24 protein-coding genes are annotated in these 23,464 nt (G+C 66.2%); 7 read left to right on the top strand and 17 right to left on the bottom strand.

Annotated features, from left to right (window positions below; all coding sequences use genetic code 11):
* Positions 1-3 precede the first annotated feature (3 nt).
* A complete protein-coding gene (locus NDB2M1_RS09375) occupies positions 4-1,284 on the bottom strand; it encodes a heavy-metal-associated domain-containing protein (protein WP_253185827.1) in 1,281 nt (426 codons plus the stop codon).
* 104 nt (positions 1,285-1,388) lie between these two features.
* Here NDB2M1_RS09375 and purM point away from each other — a divergent pair, with 104 nt between their 5' ends.
* The 3 genes from purM to NDB2M1_RS09360 all read left to right on the top strand — a co-directional run bounded on the left by purM (position 1,389) and on the right by NDB2M1_RS09360 (position 4,754).
* Positions 1,389-2,495 carry a phosphoribosylformylglycinamidine cyclo-ligase gene (gene purM, locus NDB2M1_RS09370; RefSeq protein ID WP_072381601.1) on the top strand — a complete coding sequence of 369 codons (1,107 nt, stop codon included), beginning with the start codon at positions 1,389-1,391 and terminating at the stop codon, positions 2,493-2,495.
* Between the two features lie 165 nt (positions 2,496-2,660).
* Positions 2,661-3,596: a phosphoribosylglycinamide formyltransferase gene (gene purN / locus NDB2M1_RS09365; RefSeq protein WP_072381599.1), complete on the top strand. Its 936-nt coding sequence runs from the start codon at positions 2,661-2,663 to the stop codon at positions 3,594-3,596.
* 9 nt (positions 3,597-3,605) lie between these two features.
* The gene (locus tag NDB2M1_RS09360; RefSeq protein WP_072381597.1) at positions 3,606-4,754 is read left to right on the top strand and encodes an MFS transporter; all 1,149 of its coding nucleotides are present in this window, start codon (positions 3,606-3,608) and stop codon (positions 4,752-4,754) included.
* A gap of 112 nt (positions 4,755-4,866) precedes the next feature.
* Here the strand turns inward: NDB2M1_RS09360 and NDB2M1_RS09355 are convergent, their stop codons facing one another.
* From NDB2M1_RS09355 to NDB2M1_RS09330, 6 genes are all read right to left on the bottom strand, one after another.
* Positions 4,867-5,106, bottom strand: a complete 240-nt coding sequence (locus tag NDB2M1_RS09355; RefSeq protein WP_072381595.1) for a hypothetical protein — start codon at positions 5,104-5,106, stop codon at positions 4,867-4,869.
* Between the two features lie 73 nt (positions 5,107-5,179).
* On the bottom strand, positions 5,180-5,602 hold the full coding sequence (gene ndk, locus NDB2M1_RS09350; RefSeq protein ID WP_054120613.1) for a nucleoside-diphosphate kinase: 423 nt from the start codon (positions 5,600-5,602) through the stop codon (positions 5,180-5,182).
* Positions 5,603-5,824: 222 nt separating this feature from the next.
* Complete coding sequence (locus tag NDB2M1_RS09345) at positions 5,825-6,259, bottom strand: DNA polymerase III subunit chi (protein WP_072381593.1); 435 nt, start codon at positions 6,257-6,259, stop codon at positions 5,825-5,827.
* A 2-nt stretch (positions 6,260-6,261) separates the two neighbouring features.
* Positions 6,262-7,497 carry a M24 family metallopeptidase gene (locus NDB2M1_RS09340; RefSeq protein WP_072381591.1) on the bottom strand — a complete coding sequence of 412 codons (1,236 nt, stop codon included), beginning with the start codon at positions 7,495-7,497 and terminating at the stop codon, positions 6,262-6,264.
* On the bottom strand, positions 7,494-7,637 hold the full coding sequence (locus tag NDB2M1_RS09335) for a DUF2256 domain-containing protein (protein ID WP_216233991.1): 144 nt from the start codon (positions 7,635-7,637) through the stop codon (positions 7,494-7,496). The genes NDB2M1_RS09340 and NDB2M1_RS09335 overlap by 4 nt, the downstream gene beginning before the upstream one ends.
* 12 nt (positions 7,638-7,649) lie before the next feature.
* Positions 7,650-9,107 carry a leucyl aminopeptidase gene (locus tag NDB2M1_RS09330; RefSeq protein ID WP_072381587.1) on the bottom strand — a complete coding sequence of 486 codons (1,458 nt, stop codon included), beginning with the start codon at positions 9,105-9,107 and terminating at the stop codon, positions 7,650-7,652.
* 102 nt (positions 9,108-9,209) lie between these two features.
* On the opposite strand from NDB2M1_RS09330, the gene NDB2M1_RS09325 reads away from it, so the two are divergent.
* The 4 genes from NDB2M1_RS09325 (at position 9,210) to rsmA (ending at position 14,981) form a co-directional block, all read left to right on the top strand.
* Entirely contained in the window at positions 9,210-11,513 is a 2,304-nt protein-coding gene (locus tag NDB2M1_RS09325) for an LPS-assembly protein LptD (protein ID WP_072381585.1), read from the top strand.
* Positions 11,514-11,759: 246 nt separating this feature from the next.
* Positions 11,760-13,133: a peptidylprolyl isomerase gene (locus tag NDB2M1_RS09320; RefSeq protein WP_072381583.1), complete on the top strand. Its 1,374-nt coding sequence runs from the start codon at positions 11,760-11,762 to the stop codon at positions 13,131-13,133.
* Positions 13,134-13,143: 10 nt separating this feature from the next.
* The gene (gene pdxA, locus NDB2M1_RS09315) at positions 13,144-14,163 is read left to right on the top strand and encodes a 4-hydroxythreonine-4-phosphate dehydrogenase PdxA (RefSeq protein WP_072381581.1); all 1,020 of its coding nucleotides are present in this window, start codon (positions 13,144-13,146) and stop codon (positions 14,161-14,163) included.
* Positions 14,160-14,981 carry a 16S rRNA (adenine(1518)-N(6)/adenine(1519)-N(6))-dimethyltransferase RsmA gene (gene rsmA / locus NDB2M1_RS09310; RefSeq protein WP_072381579.1) on the top strand — a complete coding sequence of 274 codons (822 nt, stop codon included), beginning with the start codon at positions 14,160-14,162 and terminating at the stop codon, positions 14,979-14,981. Before pdxA ends, rsmA begins: the two co-directional genes overlap by 4 nt.
* Here the strand turns inward: rsmA and NDB2M1_RS09305 are convergent.
* The 10 genes from NDB2M1_RS09305 to NDB2M1_RS09260 form a co-directional block, all read right to left on the bottom strand.
* Positions 14,971-17,157, bottom strand: a complete 2,187-nt coding sequence (locus NDB2M1_RS09305) for a PQQ-dependent dehydrogenase, methanol/ethanol family (protein ID WP_072381577.1) — start codon at positions 17,155-17,157, stop codon at positions 14,971-14,973. The genes rsmA and NDB2M1_RS09305 overlap by 11 nt on opposite strands.
* Before the next feature lie 834 nt (positions 17,158-17,991).
* Positions 17,992-18,678, bottom strand: coding sequence for a phage protease (locus NDB2M1_RS09300; protein WP_083554754.1), 687 nt, complete (start codon positions 18,676-18,678; stop codon positions 17,992-17,994).
* An 8-nt stretch (positions 18,679-18,686) separates the two neighbouring features.
* Positions 18,687-19,100, bottom strand: a complete 414-nt coding sequence (locus NDB2M1_RS09295; RefSeq protein ID WP_216233985.1) for a hypothetical protein — start codon at positions 19,098-19,100, stop codon at positions 18,687-18,689.
* Positions 19,101-19,109: 9 nt separating this feature from the next.
* Entirely contained in the window at positions 19,110-20,681 is a 1,572-nt protein-coding gene (locus tag NDB2M1_RS09290; RefSeq protein WP_072381573.1) for a hypothetical protein, read from the bottom strand.
* Positions 20,682-20,700: 19 nt separating this feature from the next.
* Entirely contained in the window at positions 20,701-21,234 is a 534-nt protein-coding gene (locus NDB2M1_RS09285; protein ID WP_072381571.1) for a phage virion morphogenesis protein, read from the bottom strand.
* 58 nt (positions 21,235-21,292) lie between these two features.
* The gene (locus NDB2M1_RS09280; RefSeq protein WP_072381569.1) at positions 21,293-21,649 is read right to left on the bottom strand and encodes a hypothetical protein; all 357 of its coding nucleotides are present in this window, start codon (positions 21,647-21,649) and stop codon (positions 21,293-21,295) included.
* Between the two features lie 125 nt (positions 21,650-21,774).
* Positions 21,775-22,092, bottom strand: coding sequence for a hypothetical protein (locus NDB2M1_RS09275; protein ID WP_072381567.1), 318 nt, complete (start codon positions 22,090-22,092; stop codon positions 21,775-21,777).
* A 25-nt stretch (positions 22,093-22,117) separates the two neighbouring features.
* Entirely contained in the window at positions 22,118-22,690 is a 573-nt protein-coding gene (locus NDB2M1_RS09270) for a hypothetical protein (protein WP_072381565.1), read from the bottom strand.
* Positions 22,691-22,832: 142 nt separating this feature from the next.
* Positions 22,833-23,228, bottom strand: coding sequence for a hypothetical protein (locus tag NDB2M1_RS09265; RefSeq protein WP_072381563.1), 396 nt, complete (start codon positions 23,226-23,228; stop codon positions 22,833-22,835).
* A complete protein-coding gene (locus NDB2M1_RS09260) occupies positions 23,225-23,440 on the bottom strand; it encodes a hypothetical protein (protein WP_072381561.1) in 216 nt (71 codons plus the stop codon). The genes NDB2M1_RS09265 and NDB2M1_RS09260 overlap by 4 nt, the downstream gene beginning before the upstream one ends.
* Positions 23,441-23,464: the final 24 nt, after the last annotated feature.

Raw genomic sequence — 23,464 nt, 5'->3', positions numbered from 1 at the left:
GGCTTACTTGCGGATGGAGAGCGCGCCGGCCCCTTGGGTCACGCGCCAGCCCTGCGCGCGCAGCGCGGCGGCGAGCGCGTCGATATCGCCGGCGAACGTCACGCGCATCACCGAAGTGCCCCCGATGGCAAGGCTGGACGTCGCCGCTTCCTTCACCCCGTCGACCCGGCGGACGGCCGCTACGCCTGCATCGACCGACGCCGCGTCCGGCGTGGCAAACTGCACGGTGATCGCGGTGGTCGGCACGGCGGCCGTTGTCGCCGCCGCATCGGGTCCTGCCGCCGTCGTTGCGCTCGGTGCCGGGCCAAGTTTGGCAACGATGCTCTCGACCAGGGCAGGATCGAGATCGGGCCGCATCGAGAGCGAAGGATCGGGCGACAGTTGGCCCGCCGCCAGCGCACCCGCATAGAGCCCGTCGAGCCGGGTGATCGCCTCCGCCAGCATCTGGGGCAGCTTGTCCTCGCTCGGCGCGGTCAGTTCGAAGCTGCCGATGAACGTGTTGTCCGGCCCGCGCCGCGCGGTGAAGATGCCGTGGACCGGCCCGCCCGGCCAGCTGCGCTCGAGCCGCGCGATCGGCATGATCACATCCGCCGCGCCGAACGAATCGAGCACCAGCCGCCACCAGTTGCGGCTGCGGCGGCTGATCTGCCCGGCCGTCAGCAGCAGCGAGTCCGCGCCCGCACCGTTGGGGCGGACATAATCGATCACGCTGGCGCCGGTGCGGAACTCGGCCCAGGCCTTCTGCCACGGCGTGCGCGTCTCGAACACCGAAGTCACCCCGCCCTGGATCAGCACCGGGATCACCAGCAGCGGCGCCGAATGCGCGATCTGGCCTTGCATCCCGAGGTAGCCGCTGGTCCGTGCCCGGTCGAAGATCACGCCCAGTGTCGCGATATAGCGGTGCGGGCCGATCTGTTCCTGCCCCACCACGACGGCCGAGACCATGCCGTCGAGCGTCCCCGCATCCAGCGCGGGCGCCGCGCCGCCCCCCAGCCCGTTGGACTTCCACAGCTTCTCCCACGCGAGGCGCTGCGCTTCCTTCCAGCCATTGGCGCGGGCTTCCTCGGCAGTCTTGCCGGTGGTGTTGACCTCGATACCCGAGACTTCGAAATCGCCGTTGCTGGCAATCGGCGCGATGCCGCGGTCGCCCTCGATCTGCGCATAGATCGCCGCGCCGCCGCCTGCGAGCGCAAGGCCAAGCGCCGCGAACAGACCCAGCCGCGCCTTGCGCGACAAGTCGGGCAGCAGGGTCAGCTTGGGCAGTGTGGGGCGCAGGGCGGCCAAGGGAACTCCAATCGGGGACGCAAGCATGCGCTGGTATTCGGCTTGCGCCGCTTTTGCCCAAAGGCAAGTGGAAATCCAAGCGGGAAAGCGCTAGCGGGGGCGCCATGGCTTCCAACGACGACACGCAGCAGTCCTATTCCTACGCCAAGGCCGGGGTGGACATCGCCGCCGGCAATGCGCTGGTGAAGGCGATCGGCCCCCTTGCAAAGATGACCGCCCGCCCCGGCGCGGACGCTGAACTCGGCGGCTTCGGCGCGTTCTTCGATCTCAAGGCGGCGGGCTACAAGGACCCGCTGCTGGTGGCGGGCAACGACGGCGTGGGCACCAAGGTCAAGCTCGCCATCGACCACAACCGGCACGACGCGATCGGTATCGATCTCGTCGCGATGTGCGTCAACGATCTCATCGTGCAGGGCGCCGAGCCGCTGTTCTTCCTCGACTATTTCGCCACCGGCAAGCTCGATACGGGCGTGGCCGAACGCGTCGTGGCGGGCATCGCCGAAGGCTGCCGCATGGCCGGCTGCGCGCTGATCGGCGGCGAGACCGCGGAAATGCCCGGCATGTACGCCGCCGGAGACTACGACCTCGCCGGCTTCTGCGTCGGCGCGGTGGAGCGCGGCGAACAGCTCACCGGCAGCCGTGTTGCTGAAGGCGACGTGCTGATCGGCCTTGCCTCGTCGGGCGTCCATTCCAACGGCTATTCGCTGGTCCGCCGCCTCGCCGCCGACAAGGGCTGGAAGCTGGAGCGCCCCGCCCTGTTCGACAACGAGCGACTGCTGATCGACTACCTGATCGAGCCGACGCGCATCTATGTGAAGAGCCTGCTGCCGTTCATTCGCGCTGGCCGGATCAACGCCCTCGCGCACATCACCGGCGGCGGCCTGCTGGAGAATGTGCCGCGCGTCCTGCCAAATGGACTGCACGCCCGCATCAACGCGGATGCGTGGGAGCAGCCGCGCCTGATGGCCTTCCTTCAGGCACAGGGTGCGATCGAGCCCGGCGAAATGGCCCGCACGTTCAATTGCGGCGTGGGTATGGTTTTGGCGGTGAGCCCGTCGGAAGTGCCCACTTTGCTGGCGGACCTCACCGCAGCGGGCGAGACGGCCTTCACCGTGGGTGAGATCGTCGCGGGCGAGAAGGGCTGCACTGTCTACGGCAGCGCCGAGGCGTGGTCTGCGCGCGAGGCGTGGGAAGCAGTGCATTATGGGTGACCTTTTCCCTCTCCATTTTTGCGACGCACAAATGGGGAGGTGGCAGCCCGCAGGGCTGACGGAGGGGTTCTTCTTTGCCGCCTTTACCCCTCCGACCCGCCTGCGGCGGGCCACCTCCCCATTTGTCCCCTTCGACAAGCTCAGGGGAAAAATGGAGAGGACGATATGAAAGCCAAAGTCGCCGTCTTCATTTCCGGCAGCGGCACCAACATGGCCGCGCTGCTCTATGCCAGCCGCTTGCCGGACTGCCCCTACGAGATCGTCCTCGTCCTCTCCAACAACCCTGACGCCGGCGGCCTCAAGCTCGCGGCGGCAGAGGGCATTCCCACTTTCGTCCTCCCCCACAAGGGCATTCCCCGCGCGGAGCATGATGCGGCGATGGAAGCGCAGGTCCGCCGCCACCACGCGCAATGGATCGCGCTCGCGGGCTATATGCGAATCCTCAGCCCGGAGTTCGTCGCGCGCTGGGAGGGACGGATGGTCAATATCCACCCCTCGCTGCTGCCGAAGTATACTGGCCTCCACACCCATGAGCGCGCGATTGCCGCCGGGGACAGCCATGCCGGCTGCACCGTCCACCTCGTGACAGCGGACCTCGACGAAGGCCCGATCCTCGGGCAAATCCCCGTGGCGATCCTGCCGGGTGATACGCCCGACACGATTGCGGCGCGGGTCCTGTTTGCCGAACACCAGCTCTACGCACGATGCCTCGCCGAACTGGTGACGCGCGAGACCGATCCAGCGTGGCTGACCGAGCAGGTGCGCCAGCGCGCCATGCAACTGCCCGAAGCGGAGGAAAGCCTCAGCCACGGCATCGCCTGCTTCGGCATCGTCAAAGGCAAGAAATTTGCTTGGGTCCCCACCAACCACCACGCCGATGGCCGCACCGCCCTCCTTGTCAAGATCAGCGGGGCGGACGAGCAGGAACAGCTCATCGAAAGCGATCCTGAGCGCTTCTTTCGTCCCGCCTATTTCGGCGACGGGTGGATAGGTATTCGGCTTGACCTTGGCGACGTCGACTGGGACGACATCGGCGAATGGCTGCGCCGCTCGTGGCTGGCCGTCGCGCCGCGCAAGCTCGCTGCGATGATGGAATTCTAGGGGAAACCCATGCCTGCCCCTGTCCTGAGTCCGATCCAGCGGGTCTATCTCCACTCGGGGCTGCAATCGTTTGTGGAAGCGAGCGGCGGCATCTTCATCGCCGGGTTCCTCGTGAGCCGGGGCTTCACCTATCCCGCCGCGCTGGCGAGCTTTGCGATGATCGTGCTCTCGCGCTTCGTGCTGCGCCCGCTGGTGCTGCCGCTGGCGCTGCGCTGGGGACTGCTCGGCACGCTGCTGACGGGCGTCGCGATCCGCGCGGTGAGTTTCGCGCTGCTCCCGTTCGTCACCGGGGTAGGCCCGCTGCTCGCGCTGTTCCTCGGCGTCAGCGGCGTGGGCGGCGTGCTTTACTGGACCTCGTGGCACGCGGTGATGCCGAGCCTGATGGAAACCGGCAAGGGCGGGCGGCAGGTGAGCATCCAGCAGGCGACCAGCGCGGTGGTCGGCATCGTCGCGCCTGCGGTCGGCGGCGTGCTGCTGGCGGTCGCGGGCCCCGTCCCCGCCTTCCTGACCATCGCCGCGCTGCAACTGGCAACCGCGCTGCCGCTGATCGGCGCGCCCAATCCCTCGGTCGAGCCTGAAGCGGCGCTCGACCCTGCGGTGAAGGCCCATGCCCGGCGGCTTTATCTCGGCGAGGGCTTCCATTCGGGCTGCAGCGTGATGATCTGGAACCTCGCGCTGTTTGCTTCGCTCGGCGAGCATTTCGATGCCTTCGGCGGCGCGATCGCGGCGGCGGGGGTGGCGGCGGCTGTGGGCAGCCTTGTCGTCGGGCGCCTGATCGATACCGGCCGCCCGCGCCACTCGCTCGCCGTTGCCTATGGCGCGGCAGCCTTCGCGCTGATCCTCAAGGGCGCGGCCTTCGCGCACCCGGTGCTGGCGATCGTCGCCACTGCGCTCGGCGCGCTCGTCGTCCCGATGACGGCGACTGCGATGCTCGCGCCGCTCTACGCTATGGCGCGGCAGAGCCCCTGCGTGCTGCGCTTCTCGATGGCGACCGAAGGCGGCTGGGACCTCGGCTGCGCTTCCGCCTGCCTGATTTCCGCCGCGCTGCTGGCATCGGGCGCCAGCTTCCGCCTGCCGATCCTGATCGGCCTTGCTGCGATTGCCGCGATGGCCTCGATGCTCGACCGCTGGTACGCGCGGCAGCCGACGGTGGCCTGAAAAAGCAGGGCCCGATAAATAGGGACAGTCCCCTTTTTATCGAGAACCAGAATCGTTCGGGATCGGCTGGGACAGAACGATAAAAAGGGGACTGTCCCTATTTATTGCTCTTTCAGATCTCGCTGATGTCTACCACCGGGCGATCCTCGCGCGTGCCGCGATAGCGCGCATCGGGTTCGCTTTCGCCGGGCGAGATCACGACGTAATCGTCATGCACCTCGAGCAGGGTGCCGACGAAGGGCATGCCTTCGAGGCTGCCTGTCACCCGGTAGCTCACATAATCACCCACCTTGAACGTGGCGGGATCGAAATTGAATTCGAACGGGCATGACCCGTCCCCCATTCCCAGCATAACCTCTCCCGATACGCAAAAGGGCCGCCGGATCGCCCCGGCGGCCCTTGCTATAGCAGCGCTTTTCGCCAGATCAGCCGACGATTTCTTCAGGCTTGAAGAAGAAGGCGATCTCGATCGCGGCGTTCTCGTCCGAATCCGAACCGTGGACCGAGTTGGCTTCGATCGATTCGGCCAGTTCCTTGCGGATCGTGCCCGGCTCGGCGTTGGCGGGGTTGGTCGCGCCCATGATGTCGCGGTTGCGCTTCACGGCGTCTTCGCCTTCGAGCACCTGCACCACGACCGGGCCCGAGATCATGAACTCGACCAGATCGTTGAAGAACGGACGCTCGCGGTGCACGCCGTAGAAGCCTTCGGCCTGCTCGCGGCTCATGTGGATGCGCTTCGAGGCGACGACGCGCAGGCCGGCTTCCTCGAGCATCTTGGTGACCGCACCGGTCAGGTTGCGGCGCGTGGCATCGGGCTTGATGATCGAAAAGGTGCGGGTAACCGCCATGGGATCTTCCTTGCGAGTTTGGGGGAGGCTTTTGTTGGCCGCGCCCCTAGCGGGGATTTTGCTGCACTGCAAGGTTCCTCCCCCACCGGGGGAGGGGGACCATCCTGAGCTTGTCGAAGGATGGTGGAGGGGCAGGTGCAGCCTTATCGAACAGTTCGGGATTCTCCGAGGGTGCCCCTCCACCACCCTGCGGGTGGTCCCCCTCCCCGTGCCGGGGAGGAATTACGGCCCCTCCAGCCACTTGCCGCCTTCCTGCCGCCAGTACTTGCGTTCGGCGCCCTCGCGCTTGCCGAGCATGCGCCAGGTGCCGCGCGCGTCGTCGATCCGGTCCGGCGGGAAGAGCAGGAAGACGCGCGTCACCCCCTCCATCTCCCGCCACACCCCGTCCGCCAGCGCCAGATAGCGCGCGCCGTTGGCGGGGAGCGGCTCGTGCGAAAGCAGGATCGGCTGGCGCGCGTCGTGCTCGCCTCCGGCCATTCCATGGGCGAGAAAGCTCTCGGGAATGCGCGCCCACAGCGTCTCGCTGATCCGGCCAAGTTGCTCCGCATCCTCGGAGACCACCAGCAGGCGTTCGCCCGCGCCGAGCGTACCCTGCGCCAGCCGGGGCAGCACGAGCTCTGCCGGATCGCGCGAGAGCTGGTAGAAATCGACCCGCATGGTCAGATCGGATCTTCGAGCGAGCGCGCCAGCGGCGTGAAACTCTGCGGGCCGGCTTCGGTCATCACCCAGCAGTCCTCGAGCCGCATGCCGAACTCGCCCGGGATGTAGAGGCCCGGCTCGTTGGAAAAGCACATGCCGGGGGCAAGCGGGGTCTGGTCGCTGCCGACGAGGTAGGGGCTCTCGTGCCCGTCCATGCCGATGCCGTGCCCGGCGCGGTGCGGCAGACCGGGCAGTGTGAAGCCGGGGCCCCAGCCCTCGCGCTCGTAGAACCGGCGCACCGCCGCATCGAGCTTGCTGACCGGCACGCCGACCTTGGCGGCGCCGAACACCATGTCCTGCCCGCGGCGGATCGTGTCCCACACCTTGCGCTGGCGCGGGTTGGGTTCGCCAAAGACGAACGTGCGCGAGATATCGGACTGGTAGCCTTCGAGCACGCAGCCGCAGTCCATCAGCACGACCGAGCCTTCGTGCACGGTCTGGGGCTGATGCGAGCCGTGGGGGTAGGCGCTCGCCTCGTTGAGGAGCACGAGCGCGAAATCGTGCTCGGCGCCCATCCGCACCGTGGCTTTTTCGATCAGCGCACCGATATCGCTCGCTGTCATGCCCGGGCGCACCATGCCGCGCGCCTCGCGCATGGCCGCCAGCGTGATGGCATTGGCCTGCCTCATCAGCGCCTGTTCGGCGGGCGACTTGATCTGGCGGCAGGCATCGACCAGCGCCGCGCCGGAGACGACCTCGAACCGTCCCTCGCGCTTCAGCCCTTCGGTGATGAAGGCCCGCGTCGTCTGCTCGACCGCGACCGCGCCGGTCAGACCTTGCAGCGCGTCGGCGATCAGCGCGAAGGGGCTGGCATCCTCGTGCCAGGTGCGGACATCGGCGGGGACGGCCAGCGTTTCCTTGACCGAAGGCGCTTCGAAGAACGGTGTGACCACGATGGGCTGACCGCTCGCCGGGATCACTGCCGCAGTGATGCGCTCGGAACGCGACCAGCGCACGCCGGTAAAGTAGGTCAGGCTGCTGCCGCTTTCGACCAGCAGCGCCGCAAGGCCGCGCTCCTGCAGCAGGCCCTGCAGCTTGGCGATGCGGGCCATCCGTTCGGCGCGGCTGATCGGCGCCGCAGCATCCGCAAACTGGCTGACGGGGGGCGGCAAGGCCCGCAGCGATACGGGCAGAGCTGCCAGCGCCGCAGCACCGCCTGCGCCCGCCAGCCATCCTCGCCGCGATAGTCCGCTCATGCGCTTTTGCCCTTCCCCATCCGGCAGCGGTCGGAACAATATTTCACATTGTCCCAATCGCGCTCCCACTTCTTGCGCCACGTGAAGGGGAGGCCGCAAGACGCGCAGACTTTCGTCGGCAGGTCCGCCTTGCGGCGCATCTTTGGCACCGATCAGGCTTCCAGCACGTCGCGCACGTAGCGATCAAGCAGGCGCACGCCGAAGCCGGTCGCGCCTTTGTCATGCGTCGCGCCGGGCTTGTCGACCCAGACGGTCCCCGCGATATCGAGGTGCGCCCAGGCCACGCCCTTTTCGACGAAGCGCTGGATGAACTGCGCCGCGGTGATCGAGCCGCCATAGCGCGGCCCCACGTTCTTCATGTCGGCGATCGGGCTGTCGATCAGCTTGTCGTAGGCCGGGCCGATCGGGAAGCGCCACAGCTTGTCGCCGCTGGCCTTGCCCGCCGCATCGAGCTGGCCTGCGAGCAGATCATCGTTCGAGAACATGCCCGCGTGCTCATGCCCCAGCGAGATGATGATCGCGCCGGTCAGCGTGGCAAGGTCGATGATCGTGGCGGGCGCATATTCCTTCTGCACCCATGTCACCGCGTCGCACAGCACGAGGCGGCCTTCCGCGTCGGTGTTGATGACTTCGACCGTCTGGCCCGACATCGTGGTGACGACATCGCCCGGGCGCTGCGCGTTGCCATCGGGCATGTTCTCGACAAGGCCGCAGACGCCGATCACGTCGGCCTGCGCCTTGCGCTTGGCGAGCGCGAGCATCGTGCCCGCGACCGCCGCCGCGCCGCCCATGTCCCACTTCATGTCTTCCATGCCGGCGGCGGGCTTGATCGAGATGCCGCCGGTGTCGAACGTCACGCCCTTGCCGACGAAGGCGGTGGGCTTGGTACCCGCCTTGCCCTTCCAGCGCATCGCGATGATCCGGGGCTCGCGCACCGAACCCTGCGCCACGCCGAGCAGCGCGCCCATGCCGAGCGCGGTCATCTCGGCAAGGCCGAGCACGACGATCTCGACCCCGGTGCCCTCGAGCCGCGCCTTGCAGCGCTCGACGAAGCTGGCGGGGTAGATCACGTTGGCGGGCTCGGTCACCAACTCGCGGGTAAACTCCACGCCCTCGGCAATGGCCGCCTCGGTCTCCCACAGCTCGGCAGTGCCTTCCGGCGCACCCAGCACCACGATCTTTGCGAGCGAAGGCTTCTGCTCGTCGCTCAGCTTGGTGCGGTAGACATCGTGCCGCCACGCGCGCAGCCGCGCCGCCAGCAGCACGGCGGTCGCTTCCTCGGCGGTCAGGCCGCTGCCGGCGAAATCGATGGCGAGTTCGGTGACGCCCGAGGTGAGGTACTTCGCGGTGATCCCGCCGCCTGCACGTTCCAGCATTGCGGTGCGGCCAGCCGCGCCCGCCTCGCCGATGCCCGCGAAGGCCAGACGCTGCACACCTTCGCCCGCCGGCACCAATGCCTCGAACAACTGGCCTGCCTTGCCGGTAAAGCGCGCGGCGGCGGCGGCGCCCTTCACCAGCGCATCGGCATCGACGGGAAGCCCGTCCTGCACCACGAAGCTGGCGACAACGGCCGGGCGGGCGGCTTCTGCGGCGGCGAATTCGATGATCATTCAAGGCTCCTGCCGGAAAAAGGGCACACCTGCGCGGCTCAGCTTGTCGCAAGGTGAATTGTGGGTTTGCAGTTAAGCGGCGCCGGTGCGATAGGCAAGGCCATGCGCGCCCCCCCGCGGCCCCTGCCGCAAGCCTTTTCCCGATGCTTGCGACCCGTCCGCGTCGCTGCGATTTCCCCGTTCATCGCCGTGTTTGGCGCGGTTGTGCTTGGCGCAGTGCAGGCCCATGCCCAGGCGGTCGACGCCGTGCCGCCGCCCCAAGAGGCAAGCAGCACGGCAGCAAGCCAGCCCGCCGAAGTCCGCTTCGAATCCGACCGCGTCACCTATGCCAGCGATGCGGAGACCGTCACCGCCACCGGCAATGTCGTGCTGCGCCGCGCCGAGCAGACGGTGCGCGCCGATGTCGTCACATGGAACCGCAAGACCGGCGTGATCGAGGCGAGCGGCAATATCCGCTTCGTCGATGAAGGCGGCAACGTGCTCTACACAGACAAGGTGGAGCTGACCGACGAGCTCAAGGCCGGGGCGATCGAGGACCTGCTGCTGGTGCTGCGCCAAGGCGGTCGCCTTGCCGCGCGGAGCGGCACGCGGGCGGCCAATGGCGACATGGTGCTGCGCGATGCGGCGTTCTCCGGCTGCGCGGTGGAGGACGAAGACGGCTGCCCCAAGCGCCCGAGCTGGGAAGTCACTGCCGTCAAGGTCACCTACGATGCCAAGGACCAGCGCGTGCGCTACAAGGGCGCGCTGCTCAGGGTGTTCGGCTTGCCGATCCTGCCGCTGCCGGGTCTTGCGCACACTTCCGACTTCCGCGCCGAAAGCGGCATCCTGATCCCCGATTTCCGCTTCAGCGCTGCAAATGGCGTTCAGATCAACGACACCTATTACTGGCGCCTCGCCAACAACAAGGACCTCGCGCTTACCGGCTATATCTTCACCGAGGCGCTGCCGATGATCTCCGCTCGCTACCGCCAGCTGACCGACAAGGGCGCATTCCAAGCCACCGCCTATCTCACCCGCAGCGCGCGCATCAACGTCGGCGGCGGCAACGTGACCGATGCCAATGCGCAGGAGCAGGTCTTTCGCGGCTATTTCGAAACCAACGGCCGGTTCCAGTTCGGCGAGCACTGGAGCCTGACCGGTTATGGCCGCTATGCCAGCGACCGCACGTTCCTGCGCCGCTACGACATCAGCCGCGATGACCGGCTGCGTTCGACGATCAATCTCGAGCGGATCGACGACAACAGCTACTTCAGCCTTGCCGGCTGGGCGGTGCAGACCTTGCGCACTGGCGACCGGCAGGGGCTGGTGCCGATCGCGCTGCCGGCCGTCGAGTATCGCCGCCGGCTTGTGCCGCCGGCCATCGGGGGCACGCTGGAGCTGCAGGTCAACAGCCTCGCGATCACCCGCCCCGCCGGGCAGGACACCCAGCGCGCCTTCGCCAAGGCGCAGTGGGACCTGCGCACGATCACCGGCCTCGGGCAGGAAGTGACCTTCACCGCTCTGGCGCGCGGCGATGTCTATCATTCCGCGCAGAACGATCTCACCACCAACGCGCTCTATCGCGGCATGCGCGGCTGGCAGGGGCGCGGCATCGCCACCGCCGCCATCGACGTCAAGTGGCCGCTGATCGGTTCGCTCTTCGGCGGCACACAAGTGTTCACCCCGCGCGTCCAGCTCGTCGCGATCCCGCATATCCGCAACCTCGCCATACCCAACGAGGATTCGCGCTCGGTCGACCTCGAGGCCTCGAACATTTTCGCGCTCAATCGCTTTCCCGGCTACGACCGCATCGAAGACGGCGTGCGGGTGACCTATGGTGCCGACTGGCAACTGACCCGGCCCGGCTGGCGCGTCTCCACCACGGTCGGGCAGAGCTACCGCCTCTCGACGCAGAACACCCTGCTGCCCGACGGCACCGGTCTCTCCTCGCGCGCATCGGACATTGTCGGCCGCAGCGAGCTGCGCTTTCGCGACATTGTCCAGTTCACCCACCGGTTCCGGCTCGACAAGGACAGCTTCAAGCTGCGCCGCAACGAAATCGACGCGACGATCGGCAATCACCGGACTTATGCCGAGGTCGGCTACCTCCGGCTCAACCGCGATATCCCGGCCACGTTCGAGGACTTGCGCGACCGAGAGGAACTGCGCTTTTCGGGCCGCGTCGCTTTCGCGCGGCGCTGGTCGGTGTTTGGCTCGGCGGTGGCCAACCTCACCAGCCGCATCGACGATCCGACCAAGACCAAGGACGGTTTCCAGCTGCTGCGCCACCGGCTAGGCTTCGCCTATGCCGACGACTGCCTCGATCTCGCGCTGACCTGGCGCCGCGATTACATCACGATCGGCGACGTGACGCGCGGCAACACGATCCAGTTCAATCTCTCGTTCAAGGGCCTCGGCGCGCGCTGATCTGATCCCCTGACGGAGACGGCGACAACGGCCCGCGCAGTTCCAGACAGGCCGAAGTGGCACATGGCGACCGACTTTTCCTTGTGTTTTGCTTCCATCACCGTTGCAATCGGTCTATCGCCCCGTCAGCCTCTGGGCCACTCACCTCGGGTTCAGACGGACTGTGCAAGGGAAGGGCGGCCAAAACCGTATCAAAAAGCATCGCAGATGCCGGACGGGGCCGATAGACAGGAATATCGAACTGCCATGAAGACCGGGTTTCGTTTGCTTTCTGCTCCGGCGCGCGCCGCGCTTGCTCTGGGCGCCCTTGCCGTCGCCGCTGCTCCCATTGCCAGTGCGCAGACCCTGCTCGATCAGGATGATGCTGTCACGTCCGGTGGCGCGCTCAACCTGCCCGCGAACCCGACGATCTTCGGCAAGGCCGATCCGCACGTCCGCCGCGCCACTGCCATCGTCAACGGCGAGATCATCACCGGCACCGATGTCGACCAGCGCCTCGCGCTCATCGTCAGCGCCAATGGCGGCAAGGTCCCGCCCGAGGAAATGGAGCGCCTGCGCATGCAGGTGCTGCGCAACCTGATCGACGAGACGTTGCAGATCCAGGAAGCCAAGGCCGCCAGTTCGGATGTCGAGGAGGAGGAAGTCGCCCAGACCTTCAACCGCGTCGCGCAGCAGAACTTCGGCCAGAATCCGGCCGCACTCGAAAAATACCTGACCTCGATCGGCTCGTCCTCGGCCTCGCTCAAGCGTCAGATCAAGGGCGAACTCGCCTGGCAACGCCTGCTGCGCCGCAACGTCCAGCCCTTCATCAACATCTCGGACGGTGAAGTGCGCGAAGTCATGGCACGCATGACCGCGGCGAAGGGCACCGAGGAATACCGCATCGGCGAAATCTTCCTCTCGGCCACGGAGGAGACCAAACCGCAAGTGCGCGCCAATGCGGAGAAGATTCTCGAACAGCTCAAGGGCGGCGGCAGCTTCGTCGCCTATGCGCGCCAGTATTCGCAGTCGTCGAGCGCTTCGGTCGGCGGCGATCTCGGCTGGATCCGCCTTGCCCAGCTGCCGCCCGAGCTTTCGACCCCTGCCGCGCAGATGGCGCCCGGCCAGCTGGTCGGCCCGGTCGAGCTCGCTTCGGGCTATTCGCTGCTCTACCTGATCGACAAGCGCCAGGTGCTGACGGCCGATCCGCGCGATGCGGTGCTGAGCCTCAAGCAGATCTCGATCAGCTTCCCCAAGGGCACACCCGAGAAGGACGCTGCCGGCAAGGCCTCGACCTTCGCCGCCGCGGTCAAGACCATCAAGGGCTGCGGGGCGGTCGATGCCGCCGCCGTCACGCTGGGCGCGACCGTCGTCGGCAACGACCAGATCCGCGTGCGCGATCTGCCGACCGCGCTGCAGGACACGATCCTCAAGCTCTCGGTGGGAGAATCGACCCCGCCGTTCGGCTCGGTCGAAGACGGCGTGCGCGTGCTGATGCTCTGCGGCCGCGATGACCCCAAGGTCGAAGGCGGCCCCAGCTTCGAGGCGATCCAGTCGCAGATGGAAGACGAGCGCGTCAACAAGCGCGCCCAGACCTACCTGCGCGACCTCCGCCGCGACGCGGTGATCGAATACAATTGAGGCGCGGGGCATGACCACGCCCCCGCCGCCCCCGCCCTTGGCCGTCAGCCTCGGTGACCCCGCCGGCGTCGGCCCCGAGCTGATCGCCGCCGCCTGGGCGCTGAGCGATGCAGAGGGGCTGCCGCCGTTCTTCGCGGTGGGCAACCGCGATCTGATCGAGGCGGCTGCCCGCTCGCGCGGCCTGACAATGGAAGTCGTCGCCATCGCTGCGCCGGATGAGGCTGCCGCCGTATTCCCGCACGCGCTGCCGGTGCTGGACGTGGGCAGCGCGCCCTACACGCCCGGCCAGCCCGATGATGCCGGGGCCGCACTGGCGCTGCGGGCGCTTGAGGTCGCCACGAGCCTCGTCAAGCAAGGTGCGGCCGCCGCGCTCGTCACCGGCCCGATCGCCAAGAGCCGGCTCGCCCGCATCGGCTTCAACCAGCCGGGCCAGACCGAATTCGTGGCGGAAGCCTGCGGGATCACGCCGGAAAACGCGGTGATGATGCTGGCAGGGCCGAGCCTGCGCGTGGTGCCGATCACAGTCCACGTCGCGCTGCATGACGTGCCCGGACTACTGACAGCCGAACTGATCCGCAGCCGCTCGGCCATCGCGGCCACTGCGCTGGCGCGCGATTTCGGCGTCCCGGCGCCCCGCCTCGCTGTCGCCGCGCTCAATCCTCATGCAGGCGAGGATGGCCGGATGGGCAGCGAGGACCGCGACGTAATCGCGCCTGCCATTGCCGCGCTGCAGGCCGCCGGGATCGACGCGCGCGGGCCGCTGCCGGCCGACACGATGTTTCATGCCGAGGCCCGCGCGACCTATGACGCGGCGATCTGCATGTATCACGATCAGGCGCTGATCCCGATCAAGGTGCTCGATTTCGACGAGGGCGTGAACGTCACGCTCGGCCTGCCGATTATCCGCACGTCGCCCGATCACGGCACCGCGTTCGGCATCGCCGGCACCAACACGGCGCGCCCCGGTGCGACAATCGCCGCGATCCGCATGGCGGGCGAGTGCGCTGCGCGGAGAGCAGCGAACGGATGACCGAGCTGCCTCCGCTGCGCGATGTCGTCCAGCGCCACGGCCTGATCGCCACCAAGGCGCTGGGCCAGAACTTCCTGTTCGATGAGCAATTGCTCTCCCGCATCGCTGCGGTGCCCGGCGATCTCAAGGGCGAGAACGTGCTCGAAGTCGGCCCCGGCCCCGGCGGGCTGACGCGGGCGCTGCTGCGGCGGGGAGCCAACGTGACCGCCGTCGAAATGGACCGCCGCTGCCTCCCGGCGCTCGCCGAGCTTGCCGAAGCTTTCCCCGGCCAGCTCCGCGTGATCGAAGGCGATGCGATGAAGATCGCGCCCGCGGACCTGTTCGACGCGCCGTGGCATGTCGTGGCGAACCTGCCCTACAATGTCGGCACCGCGCTGTTCACCGGCTGGCTTTCCGGGCAGGAATGGCCGCCGCAGTGGCGTTCGCTCACCCTGATGTTCCAGCAGGAAGTGGCGGAGCGGATCATCGCGCCGCCGGGCAGCGACGCCTATGGCCGCCTCGCCGTCCTCGCCCAGTGGCGCAGCGCCGCCCGTATCGCGATGCGCGTCCACCGCAGCGCGTTCACTCCGCCGCCCAAGGTGATGTCGGCGATCGTCCATGTCGAGCCCGCCGCGATGCCCGAAGGCGTATCGGCGCGGATGCTGGAGCGCGTGACCGAAGCGGCGTTCGGCCAGCGCCGCAAGATGCTGCGCCAATCCTTGAAGGGCCTCCCCGGCGCGCTCGATGCGCTGGACGCGCTCGGTATCGATCCGCAGCGCCGCGCCGAAACGCTGAGCGTGGCGGAGTTCGTCGCAATCGCTCGGGCGCTTACGAAGTAGGCTTCGCCTTCCGCTGCGCTTCGTAGCCCTTGCGCTGGGTGTCGATCAGGTAGGCGTGGATCGCCTCGACATCGTACTTGCTCACCATGTCGCCCATCGGCGCCATCCCGTTGCCCGCCAGCGCGCCGCCGAGCACGATATCGTTGAACATGCCGTGGATGTCCTTCGGCAGGCGCGAGAGGTCCGGGGTCACACCCGGGCCGAACATATGGCAGCGCGAGCAGTATTCGGTGAACTTGGCCTCGCCATGCGCGATCCTGGCGGCGGTCGCGCGGCTCGGGGGCGGGGCGGGATAGGTGAAGGGATCGGGGCGCGGCTCGGGCTGCGGGACCGGTCCGCCGCGCAGCTTGAACACGAGGATGCGGTTGGTGTTGCGGTTCCTGTAGGCGATATCCGCCGGGGTGATCGGATAGCTGATCCCGACCCCGCCGTAACCCACCTGCACCGCGATATACTGCACTCCGCCGATGCGGTAGGTCATCGGCGCTGCCATGATATGCGAGCCGGTCTGGATCGCGGCGAGTTCGGCGCCGGTGGCGGCGTTGTAGACGCGCAAGGTGCCGTCCCCGCGCCCCTGCACCACGATATTGCCGGCGGTGGAAAGCACGCCGCCATCATAGCCGCGATTGCGGTCGGACGTGACCTGCTCCCACACCACCTTCCGCGAAACCGGGTCCCAAGCTTTCAGCACTTCGCGCACCAGCGAGGTCTTGCCGCGCTCCTTCTGCAGTTCCGCCTTGGTCGGCAGCGGGCCGAACAGGCGGCTCAGCGCGGCTTCGTCATAAGTGTCGTCCGGGATGATCCCGTTGGCGTTGAAGAACCCTTCAAGGTGCCGGAGCTTGCCCTTGTTGGCTTCCAGATTGACCATGACATTGGGCTGGTCGACCGTGGGGATATAGACGAGGCCCGTCTTAGGGCTGAACGACATCGGGTTCCACGTATGCGCCCCCGCCCATGAGGGGTAGACGTTCTTGGGCTTGGCGGAATAGTCGGCGACTTCGGTGAAGACGGGGCGCCCGGTCGCGAGATCGACGCCCTTGGCCCAGTTCACATAGGCAAACGGATCGGCGGCCAGCAGCTTCCCCGTCTTGAGATCGAGCGTGTAGAAGAAGCCGTTCTTCGACGCCTGCATCACCACCCGGCGCGGCTGCCCCCCGCCCACCGGCAGATTGGCGAAAACGAACTTCTGCACCGCGTCGTAGTCCCAGGCATCGCCGGGGGTTTCCTGATAGTACCAGTTCATCCGGCCCGTCTTCGCGTTCACCGCAATGATCGAGGCATTGAACAAGTCGTCGTGCCGCTCGCTGGCGTTCTTCACCCGCGAATAGGGCGAGGCATTGGCGGTGCCGAACACGATCTGGTCGGTTTCGGCATCGTAGGAAAGCCCGTCCCATACGGTACCGCCGTTCTGGTAGCGGCCATCGTGATCGGGCGCCCATGACTTCGCCGCCATTTCCAGCTCGGGATGCTCGAACGGCTGGCCCGGTGCGGGCGGGACGGTGAAGAAGCGCCACTTGAAGGCGCCGGTCCTGATATCCCACGCCGAGATGTAGCCGCGCGTGGAGCCATCGCCGAGGTCTGCGCCGGAATTGCCGATGACCACGGAATCGCTGGTCAGCAGCACCGCGCCGGTCGAGGCATAGGTGAACCTGGCGCGGTCGATGATCGTGTCGGCGCTCCATTTTTCGGCGCCGGTCTTCGCGTCGAGCGCGTGGAGCCGGCCATCCTCGCTGGCGACGAACACCACCCCGTCGCGGACTGCCACACCGCGGTTCACCGTGTCGCAGCAGGCGTTTCGCGCCGAGGCTGGGTCGATGCCGGGGTGGAACGTCCACAGCACTTCGCCCGTCGCGGCGTTCAGCGCATAGACGATGCCCCAGACGCCCGAGGTGTACATCACCCCGTCGATGACCAGCGGCGTCGCTTCCTGCCCGCGCTCGGTGCCCATGTCATAGGCCCAGGCGAAGCCGAGCTGCGCGGCATTGCTGTCGTTGATGTCAGTCAGCGAGGAGAACCACGTGCCGGCTTCATCACCGCCGACGTAGTGCCATTCACCCCCCGCCACAGGATGCGTTGCTGCGGGAAAGCCGGGCATGGCCGCCTGCAGCGACGATGCGGTGATGCCAAGGGCGCAGAGCAGGCCGAGCGTGGACCTGCGCAAGGGGATCGGGACCATGGGGGGAGTGTCATCCCGAATGCACGCGCTGACAAGCGGGTTTCGCGGTCGGGGGCATTGCGGCGGTTGGGGCTCTGGATTCCCGCCTGCGCGGGAATGACGAGGGTGGGGCAGTACGTCTCTGCGCCCTCTGCTCCCCTTTGCGTCTCTGCGAGAAACGTGTTGGATTTGGCGGCGCGGCGCTGCGGTGTGCGGGCAGTGGAGGGTGATCGCGCGACCGGTGCGGCGCCTGCACTGGCGCTGCGGGGAGGGCGTCGTGTTCCGCCGGGTGCGAGTGGCCGGATGGGCAGAAGAGGTCCGGCGCAGCCATTTGTGTCGATCATGGCCCGGGACCGGGGTAGCGGCTCGCATGCGTGCCGGTCTTTGCTCGCACCGGGACGAAGCCGATGGGAGCCATGATCTGCGTGCTGGCGCGGTAGGTTGCCTGGCCAAGGACTTGGGGGAGACCGCCCCACCTTGAACCCGCAGCCCGCACCGGTCGCGTTGGCGTTTTACGGCCAAAGGAGCGAGGGCGAGGCCGGCCTAGCCTGCTCCCGATCTGGGCGGGACGTATAACCTATATGGTTCGTTTTGTCAAGGGTGGAAGCGCTGCGCTTGGTTGTGGCGTTGCTGGCCCACCCCCCACCCCCTCCCGCAAGCGGGAGGGGTGTAGCGGGAAACTAGGTTTTGCAATTTTGGGAAACAAGGTTTTGCATAACTCGGGTAGCGGTTTCGGCACCCACTAAGCCATCTCTGAAAGGCCATTTAGCGGCCTGTGAGAGTATGTTGCAAGCTGCGCTACATAGCCCCGGAGACGGGCGCTTCCGCTCTGCACATACGCCCTGTTCCCACCTTCTAACGCGCCATCTTAGCCTTGGTCGCGAGGTAGTCTTTTTCGGAGACACCGGTCCGCGCGAGGATATCAATTTCTTCTGAAGTGAGACCGCCTCCCACCGCCTCGCGCCACGGCGCGCTGTCCAAGATCTTCTGCGCGAGGTAGTCCGCCTCCGTCACACCAAGCGCTGCGCAGATCGCACGCTCTTCCTCTGTCACTTGCTTGCCGCGGTATGAGGCGAGCGCGGGCAGTTCAAGGTTCGGTGTGTTGGTGAGCCCCGCGTTGACGATCCGGGTGACTTCGCGGGTGAGCTTGTCCACCCTGAAATGCGGACTGATGTAGCGATACTGGCGCGCGAGGATTTCGGCAGAAGCTTGCGCCGTCCATTCGATCGATGCCCAGATACCATCGTCAGCAATGTAGAGAGAGCGGACCCAACCAGCGGCGATCGCACGGCCCTTGCCTTGTGGCGCGGCGAGCTCGGTAGCATGATCGTAGTCAACCACCATATCCACGCCGCCCAGCACTTGCTTTGTCAACGCCAGGACGCGTTCCGCCTGAGCTCGATCGCGCAGCACCCACGGCCCTCTGCCATCCCTGCCGTAGAACGGATTGCCAAATGGGAGCAGCTTCACTTCGCGGGGCGGGTAAGCGGCTTGGCCAGCGGTATCCAGCGCAACGGGCTGCATGGTTACGTCAACGTCCATCGTCGGACCTACTTCCTTTCTGCCTGGCGCGCCACGAGCCGCTTTAAGAGGCTCTGAACGCCGTTTTCTGTAAGCCCCAAGCGGTGCGCGATACGCGCCTGGCTGTGGCCCTGTGAGCGATAGTGTACCGCCCTCAATTCCCTCTCCAGCGGCACGCGAATGCAGCTTCCTTTGCACGCCTCTGACAGCGCGCGGGCAGCCTCTATGCCGGCGATCCTGGCGAGGCGATGGCTCGCCTTCATCTTGGCCGGCACATAGATGCGAGTTCCTCCCAGCGCCTCCGCCAGCGCGATCGCCGCCGCCGCCCCGACAATGCCCTGCATGTTGAACCGTGGGCGCTCCAGGCGCTCTGCACACACGCGCTCTGGGCGCTGCTCTGACGAGGCGGGCATCGAACCCCGCAGCTGTGTTTCTTTACCCATCATCGGCACCTACTGCGGCGTGCCCATACTGCGGCCTAAGTTCGCCGCGAAGTCCCAATCCCGGCTGTTGCTCGAAAGGTTTTTCACCCGTGCCTTTGTGCCGGGATCAGTCGTGATGTGGATGTCCAGTCGTCCGCTGATCGGCTTTGCTGGTTGTGTGGCGGGCCGCGTCGTTGGCCCAGGCCGGCTACCGCCAACGGCCGACGGGATCGATGGGGCTCGATCCCAAGCCTCCTTCTGTCCCGCGTCCGGCTTTCCACCGAACAAGTATTCCATCAGTGTTGGCGTGCCTGAATACTTCAGCGGCTTCTGCCCGTTGTAGACCCGCCACATATTCTGGAGCCGGGAGCCGGGCGTGTTGCCCATGCTGATAGCATCGTTGTACCGGTTCAGGCTGTTGTACGCCTCAGCTGCGCGCGCGATCGCAGAAGCAACCGCGCCGGCCGCCTTGGCCACGTCGGAGAGCTCCTGCGTAAAGTGGTCGAAGTCGGCTTTGGTCAGGCTCGAAACCCAATTGACAGCTTCTTCCATCTTTGCGGAGATCGCTTCGGCCCACTTTTTGAGCTCGCCGCTCGCCGCCATTTCGTTGACCTTTTCTAGCAGGCCCTGAAGCTTCGACTTCACTAGGTCGAAGATGCCCGCGTCGGCAACCTGCAAGAGGAAACCGTTCCACTGGTCCTTCAGGTTCGAAATGATGCCGAAGAAAGAGCGGCTCTGCGCGCTGGTGGAACCGCCGAACTGCGCGCCCCATATCTCATCGAGCGCGCGTTTGACAGCCAGCGACTGCGCCTGGACCGTTTTGCTCAGCTCCTGGCCATTCTTCTTGTAGAAGAAAGTCACCTTCTCGCCCTGGCGAGTTGCTCGCAAGCCAAGGTCTAAAAGGCGCTCGAACTGAAGATTGACGGCGTCGGAATACGCTTCAGCGACCTGTTGCAGATCCTTGCTCGTTCCTGCCGCCGTATCGCCGACGATGCGCAAGGCTCCATCCGTTGGATCTACACCGCCCACGGATTGCAGGGTGCGGAACGCGTCAATCACCTGGTCCAGTTCATAGGGTGTGTCAGTCGCAAACTGGCTGATCCACTGGAGCTTGGCCTTGGCCTTGTCGGCAGAGCCCTCCGCCACCTTGAAGGCGATGCGATACTGCTCAAACTTCCCTGCGGTGCTGAAGAGGTCGAACAGGCCAAGGCCAGCTGCGCCGGCCGCGCCGGCAACGCCCCACTTGGCCATGCCGATCCCGCGCGAAAGCAATGAGCCGACCCCGGCGCGGGCCGCCTTCCCGGCGCGTTCCATGATGTTGAGATTTCGGACAGCGGCGCGGACGTTGTCCGACAGCTGCCGCGCGCTCATGCTCGCTGCGCGGAAGAATGAACCCAACGCCACCTGCCGCAGCCGCCGCGCGCGGGTCTCATAGAACTGAAGGCTACGCGCCCCGCTCTCGACATCGCGCGAGACTTTCTTGACCTGCTGGCCCCATGCGCGCGTGCCCTGGACAAGCGAGCTCATGTTCTGTTTGACGCGCTTTGCAGGGCCAGACGCCTTGTCGACCGCCTCCAGGATCATCGAGTACTTGAACGACATCGCAGCGGCCTTTCAGCGGTCAATCAGGCGCGGTTGCGCCGAACGCGTCCATGAGGAATTCATCGATCAGGAGGCCGATTTCGGTCTCGTCTTCCGACGAGACGCCAAGGAACGGCCGCGCGGGCATGTTCATCTGCCGCTCAAACGACTGCACCGCGTATGTCAGCCCGCCAGGCAAGGTTGAACTTCGGCGGGTGCGCGTGTGCGCTCCGACAGTGACCGTGCCGCTGAAGCCAAACTGGTGAACGCCTGCATAGACCCGGTTGGTGCCGACTTCGACACGTCGGCCGGTCGCAGCCGACGTGATCGATTGCTCCAAGAGGTGAGACTGGATCAGGGTTTTGCCGCCATCACGCAAAGCGCGCTGCGACGGCTTCCACCTTCGGCCGTCCGGCCCCTTCTGATCCTGAAAGCGCTGCTGCGCCGAACCCTCCAAGTATACGCCGATACCGGCCATCAAGGGCTCAAGCCCCTCGAATGCGCGGACGACGCGGCCAAGCTTGCGCTCAAGCTCCTGGCCGCCCTCGCTATCGATCCTGAAGCTGGCCGTCATCGGCGCAGCCCGTCATGGACGAAGGTATCGTTGCCCGTGCTCATCCGGCCGGCCATCATCAGCCTTCGATCACGCCGCGCGCGGCCACGTATGATCTGAGGAGCGCCTGTTCTTCATAGCCGAGCGCGATCTCAGTGCCGTCCGGAAGCACCAGCGACACGGCAAGATGACATGTCGCGGCGCCCTCGCGCTTGTCGGCCGCCAGAAGCAACAATGCATCCGCCAGCTTGACCGGATCGGAGCCGAGCTCGGCAGGATCGATGTCCACCGGCTCCTTGCCGAAGACAAATCCCAGGCGGCGATAGGTCCACCCGCCGACCCCGTTGGGATAGGGCATCACCGCCCGCACCCGAAGGCCTTCGTACTCGCTTGCGAACCCCGCGATGATCGCGAGCAAATTGGGCTTGCTGGTCATTGGCTGTCACTCTTTCCGGAAGAACTGGTCTTCGATCTGCTGAAGCCAGAATTCGATCTCATCCCAGTCCATCGCCCAAAGCTCGCTCGGGGCGATGGCGAAGGTGTCGTTGCGGGCAAGGATGCCTAGGCAGCGACGCCAGTCGGCTGGCCACTCCCGCTGCCCGAGCCGAGCAAGTTTCCCAGCGCGCCGAAATCCTCGGCATCGATCAGGTCGAGCTCATCCGCGTCCAGATTGCTGATCTGCGCCAGGAGGGCGATGGACCCATGGATTTCGCGATCCTGATAGCCGTCCATCAGCTTCATGTGGCGCGCTTGCGGCCGCCTTACGATCACCTCGAAGCCGGTAGGCTTCAGAACTTCCTCGCGGGTCTCTCCATCCGTCGCCCGCGTCTCGCGCACGATTGCATACTTCAGGGCGTAGGTTCCGAGAATTCGGGACATGTCTTGATCCTTGCTCGTGAGGTGGTCAGATGCTTGCGGCCTGGCGCAGCGCCGTGAGCTCGCCCAGGAGTTCATCGCGGCGCTTGGTGAGCGTGGCGATCTCACGATCCAGCTGCGTAAGCTGCTCTGCGCGATCGGCTGCCTTGATGCCGTTGGCAGCGGCCGGGCAGTGGCGCTCGATCAGCCCCGGAAGTTCCTGCCCGATGATGTCGGCAAGGAAGTAGCTCAGGGCCGAAATGTTGAGAGCGGGACCCTCGCGCCGAAGTGCCCGGTCATGGACCTCGCGCTCTTCCAGCTTGCCCTCAAAGCGAAGGATGTCTCTCCGCTGCGGGGCGCTGGAGGCCTGAGCCGCATCGTCGGCCGAAACGAAGAGCGCGCCAAGCCCGGTCTTCAATTCCCGCTCGAATGCCTTGCGCTCTTCATCGAGCCCGCGCCGGTACAGCGCGACGATGTCATCCGTGTGCGGCGGACGCTTGCTTACTGCCAGCCGCTCCATCTCCAGGCCTTCAAGCTCCTGGTTGATCTCGCGCACTTCGGCACGGCGCTGTTCGATCGCGCTTTGCGTCTGAGAAAGGATTTCGGAAACAGAAGCCGTCATGGTCCACCCTCGCGGAAAATTCCAAGGCGTGCACTCCGGAGGATTGGCAGGAGTAGGAGGCAAGCCCCCGCAGCGCACTTTGGACCGTGTAGGATGTCATGAAATCGCAGGCTGTCTGACGCGTGTCAGGCGGGCCACATTTTTACGCGAACAGATCCATCTGGCGATCGTCGCGAGGCGGAAGCGGCTTCGGTGCGGCACCCGCCTTGATCTTGTAGACCGCCCGCTCCGTCAGGCCAAGCTCCAACGCGATCTGCGTGATTGTCATCTGCTTGGCCTCCAGCAAGTCGAGGCAGCGCCGCCGCCGCTCCCACTGCATGGGCACATAGAAGCGGTCGCCGTTCAACCAGCGGACAAGCTCCCCGGCGAGCTCGGCTCCCAGCTTCTGGACTAGGTAGTGATCGGGCGTGATCTGCCGTGGCGGCCGAACCGTCGTGCCGCCAAGCAGCCGGGCAACCGTGCGCGCGGCTTCGGGTCCGAGCGCAGCCGCCATTTCGGCCATCGCATCATCGCCCGAATGCCGCCCGCTGTTGCTCACCGCAGGTGCTCCAGGGCTTCGCGCATGTTGTCGACAATGATGCCGAGAAGGCAGGAAAAGTTCTCGGCATTCAGTTCGGGCAGAGTGCCGCTCGCCTGGTGTCCACCCGCTTCCATGCAGAGATCGCGCACGGCATCGAGGGCATTGACCGCGATAGTTGCTTGCAGCGACGCACCAACGTTTGTCGCTGCGGGCTTTTCACCGATTTCCATACAAGTTGCTCCTGGTTGAATTTC

The sequence above is a fragment of the Novosphingobium sp. NDB2Meth1 genome (assembly GCF_900117425.1).
Lineage (GTDB): Bacteria > Pseudomonadota > Alphaproteobacteria > Sphingomonadales > Sphingomonadaceae > Novosphingobium.
Note: the sequence above shows the minus strand (reverse complement) of the source record. Positions and strands in the feature narration are given on the sequence as shown.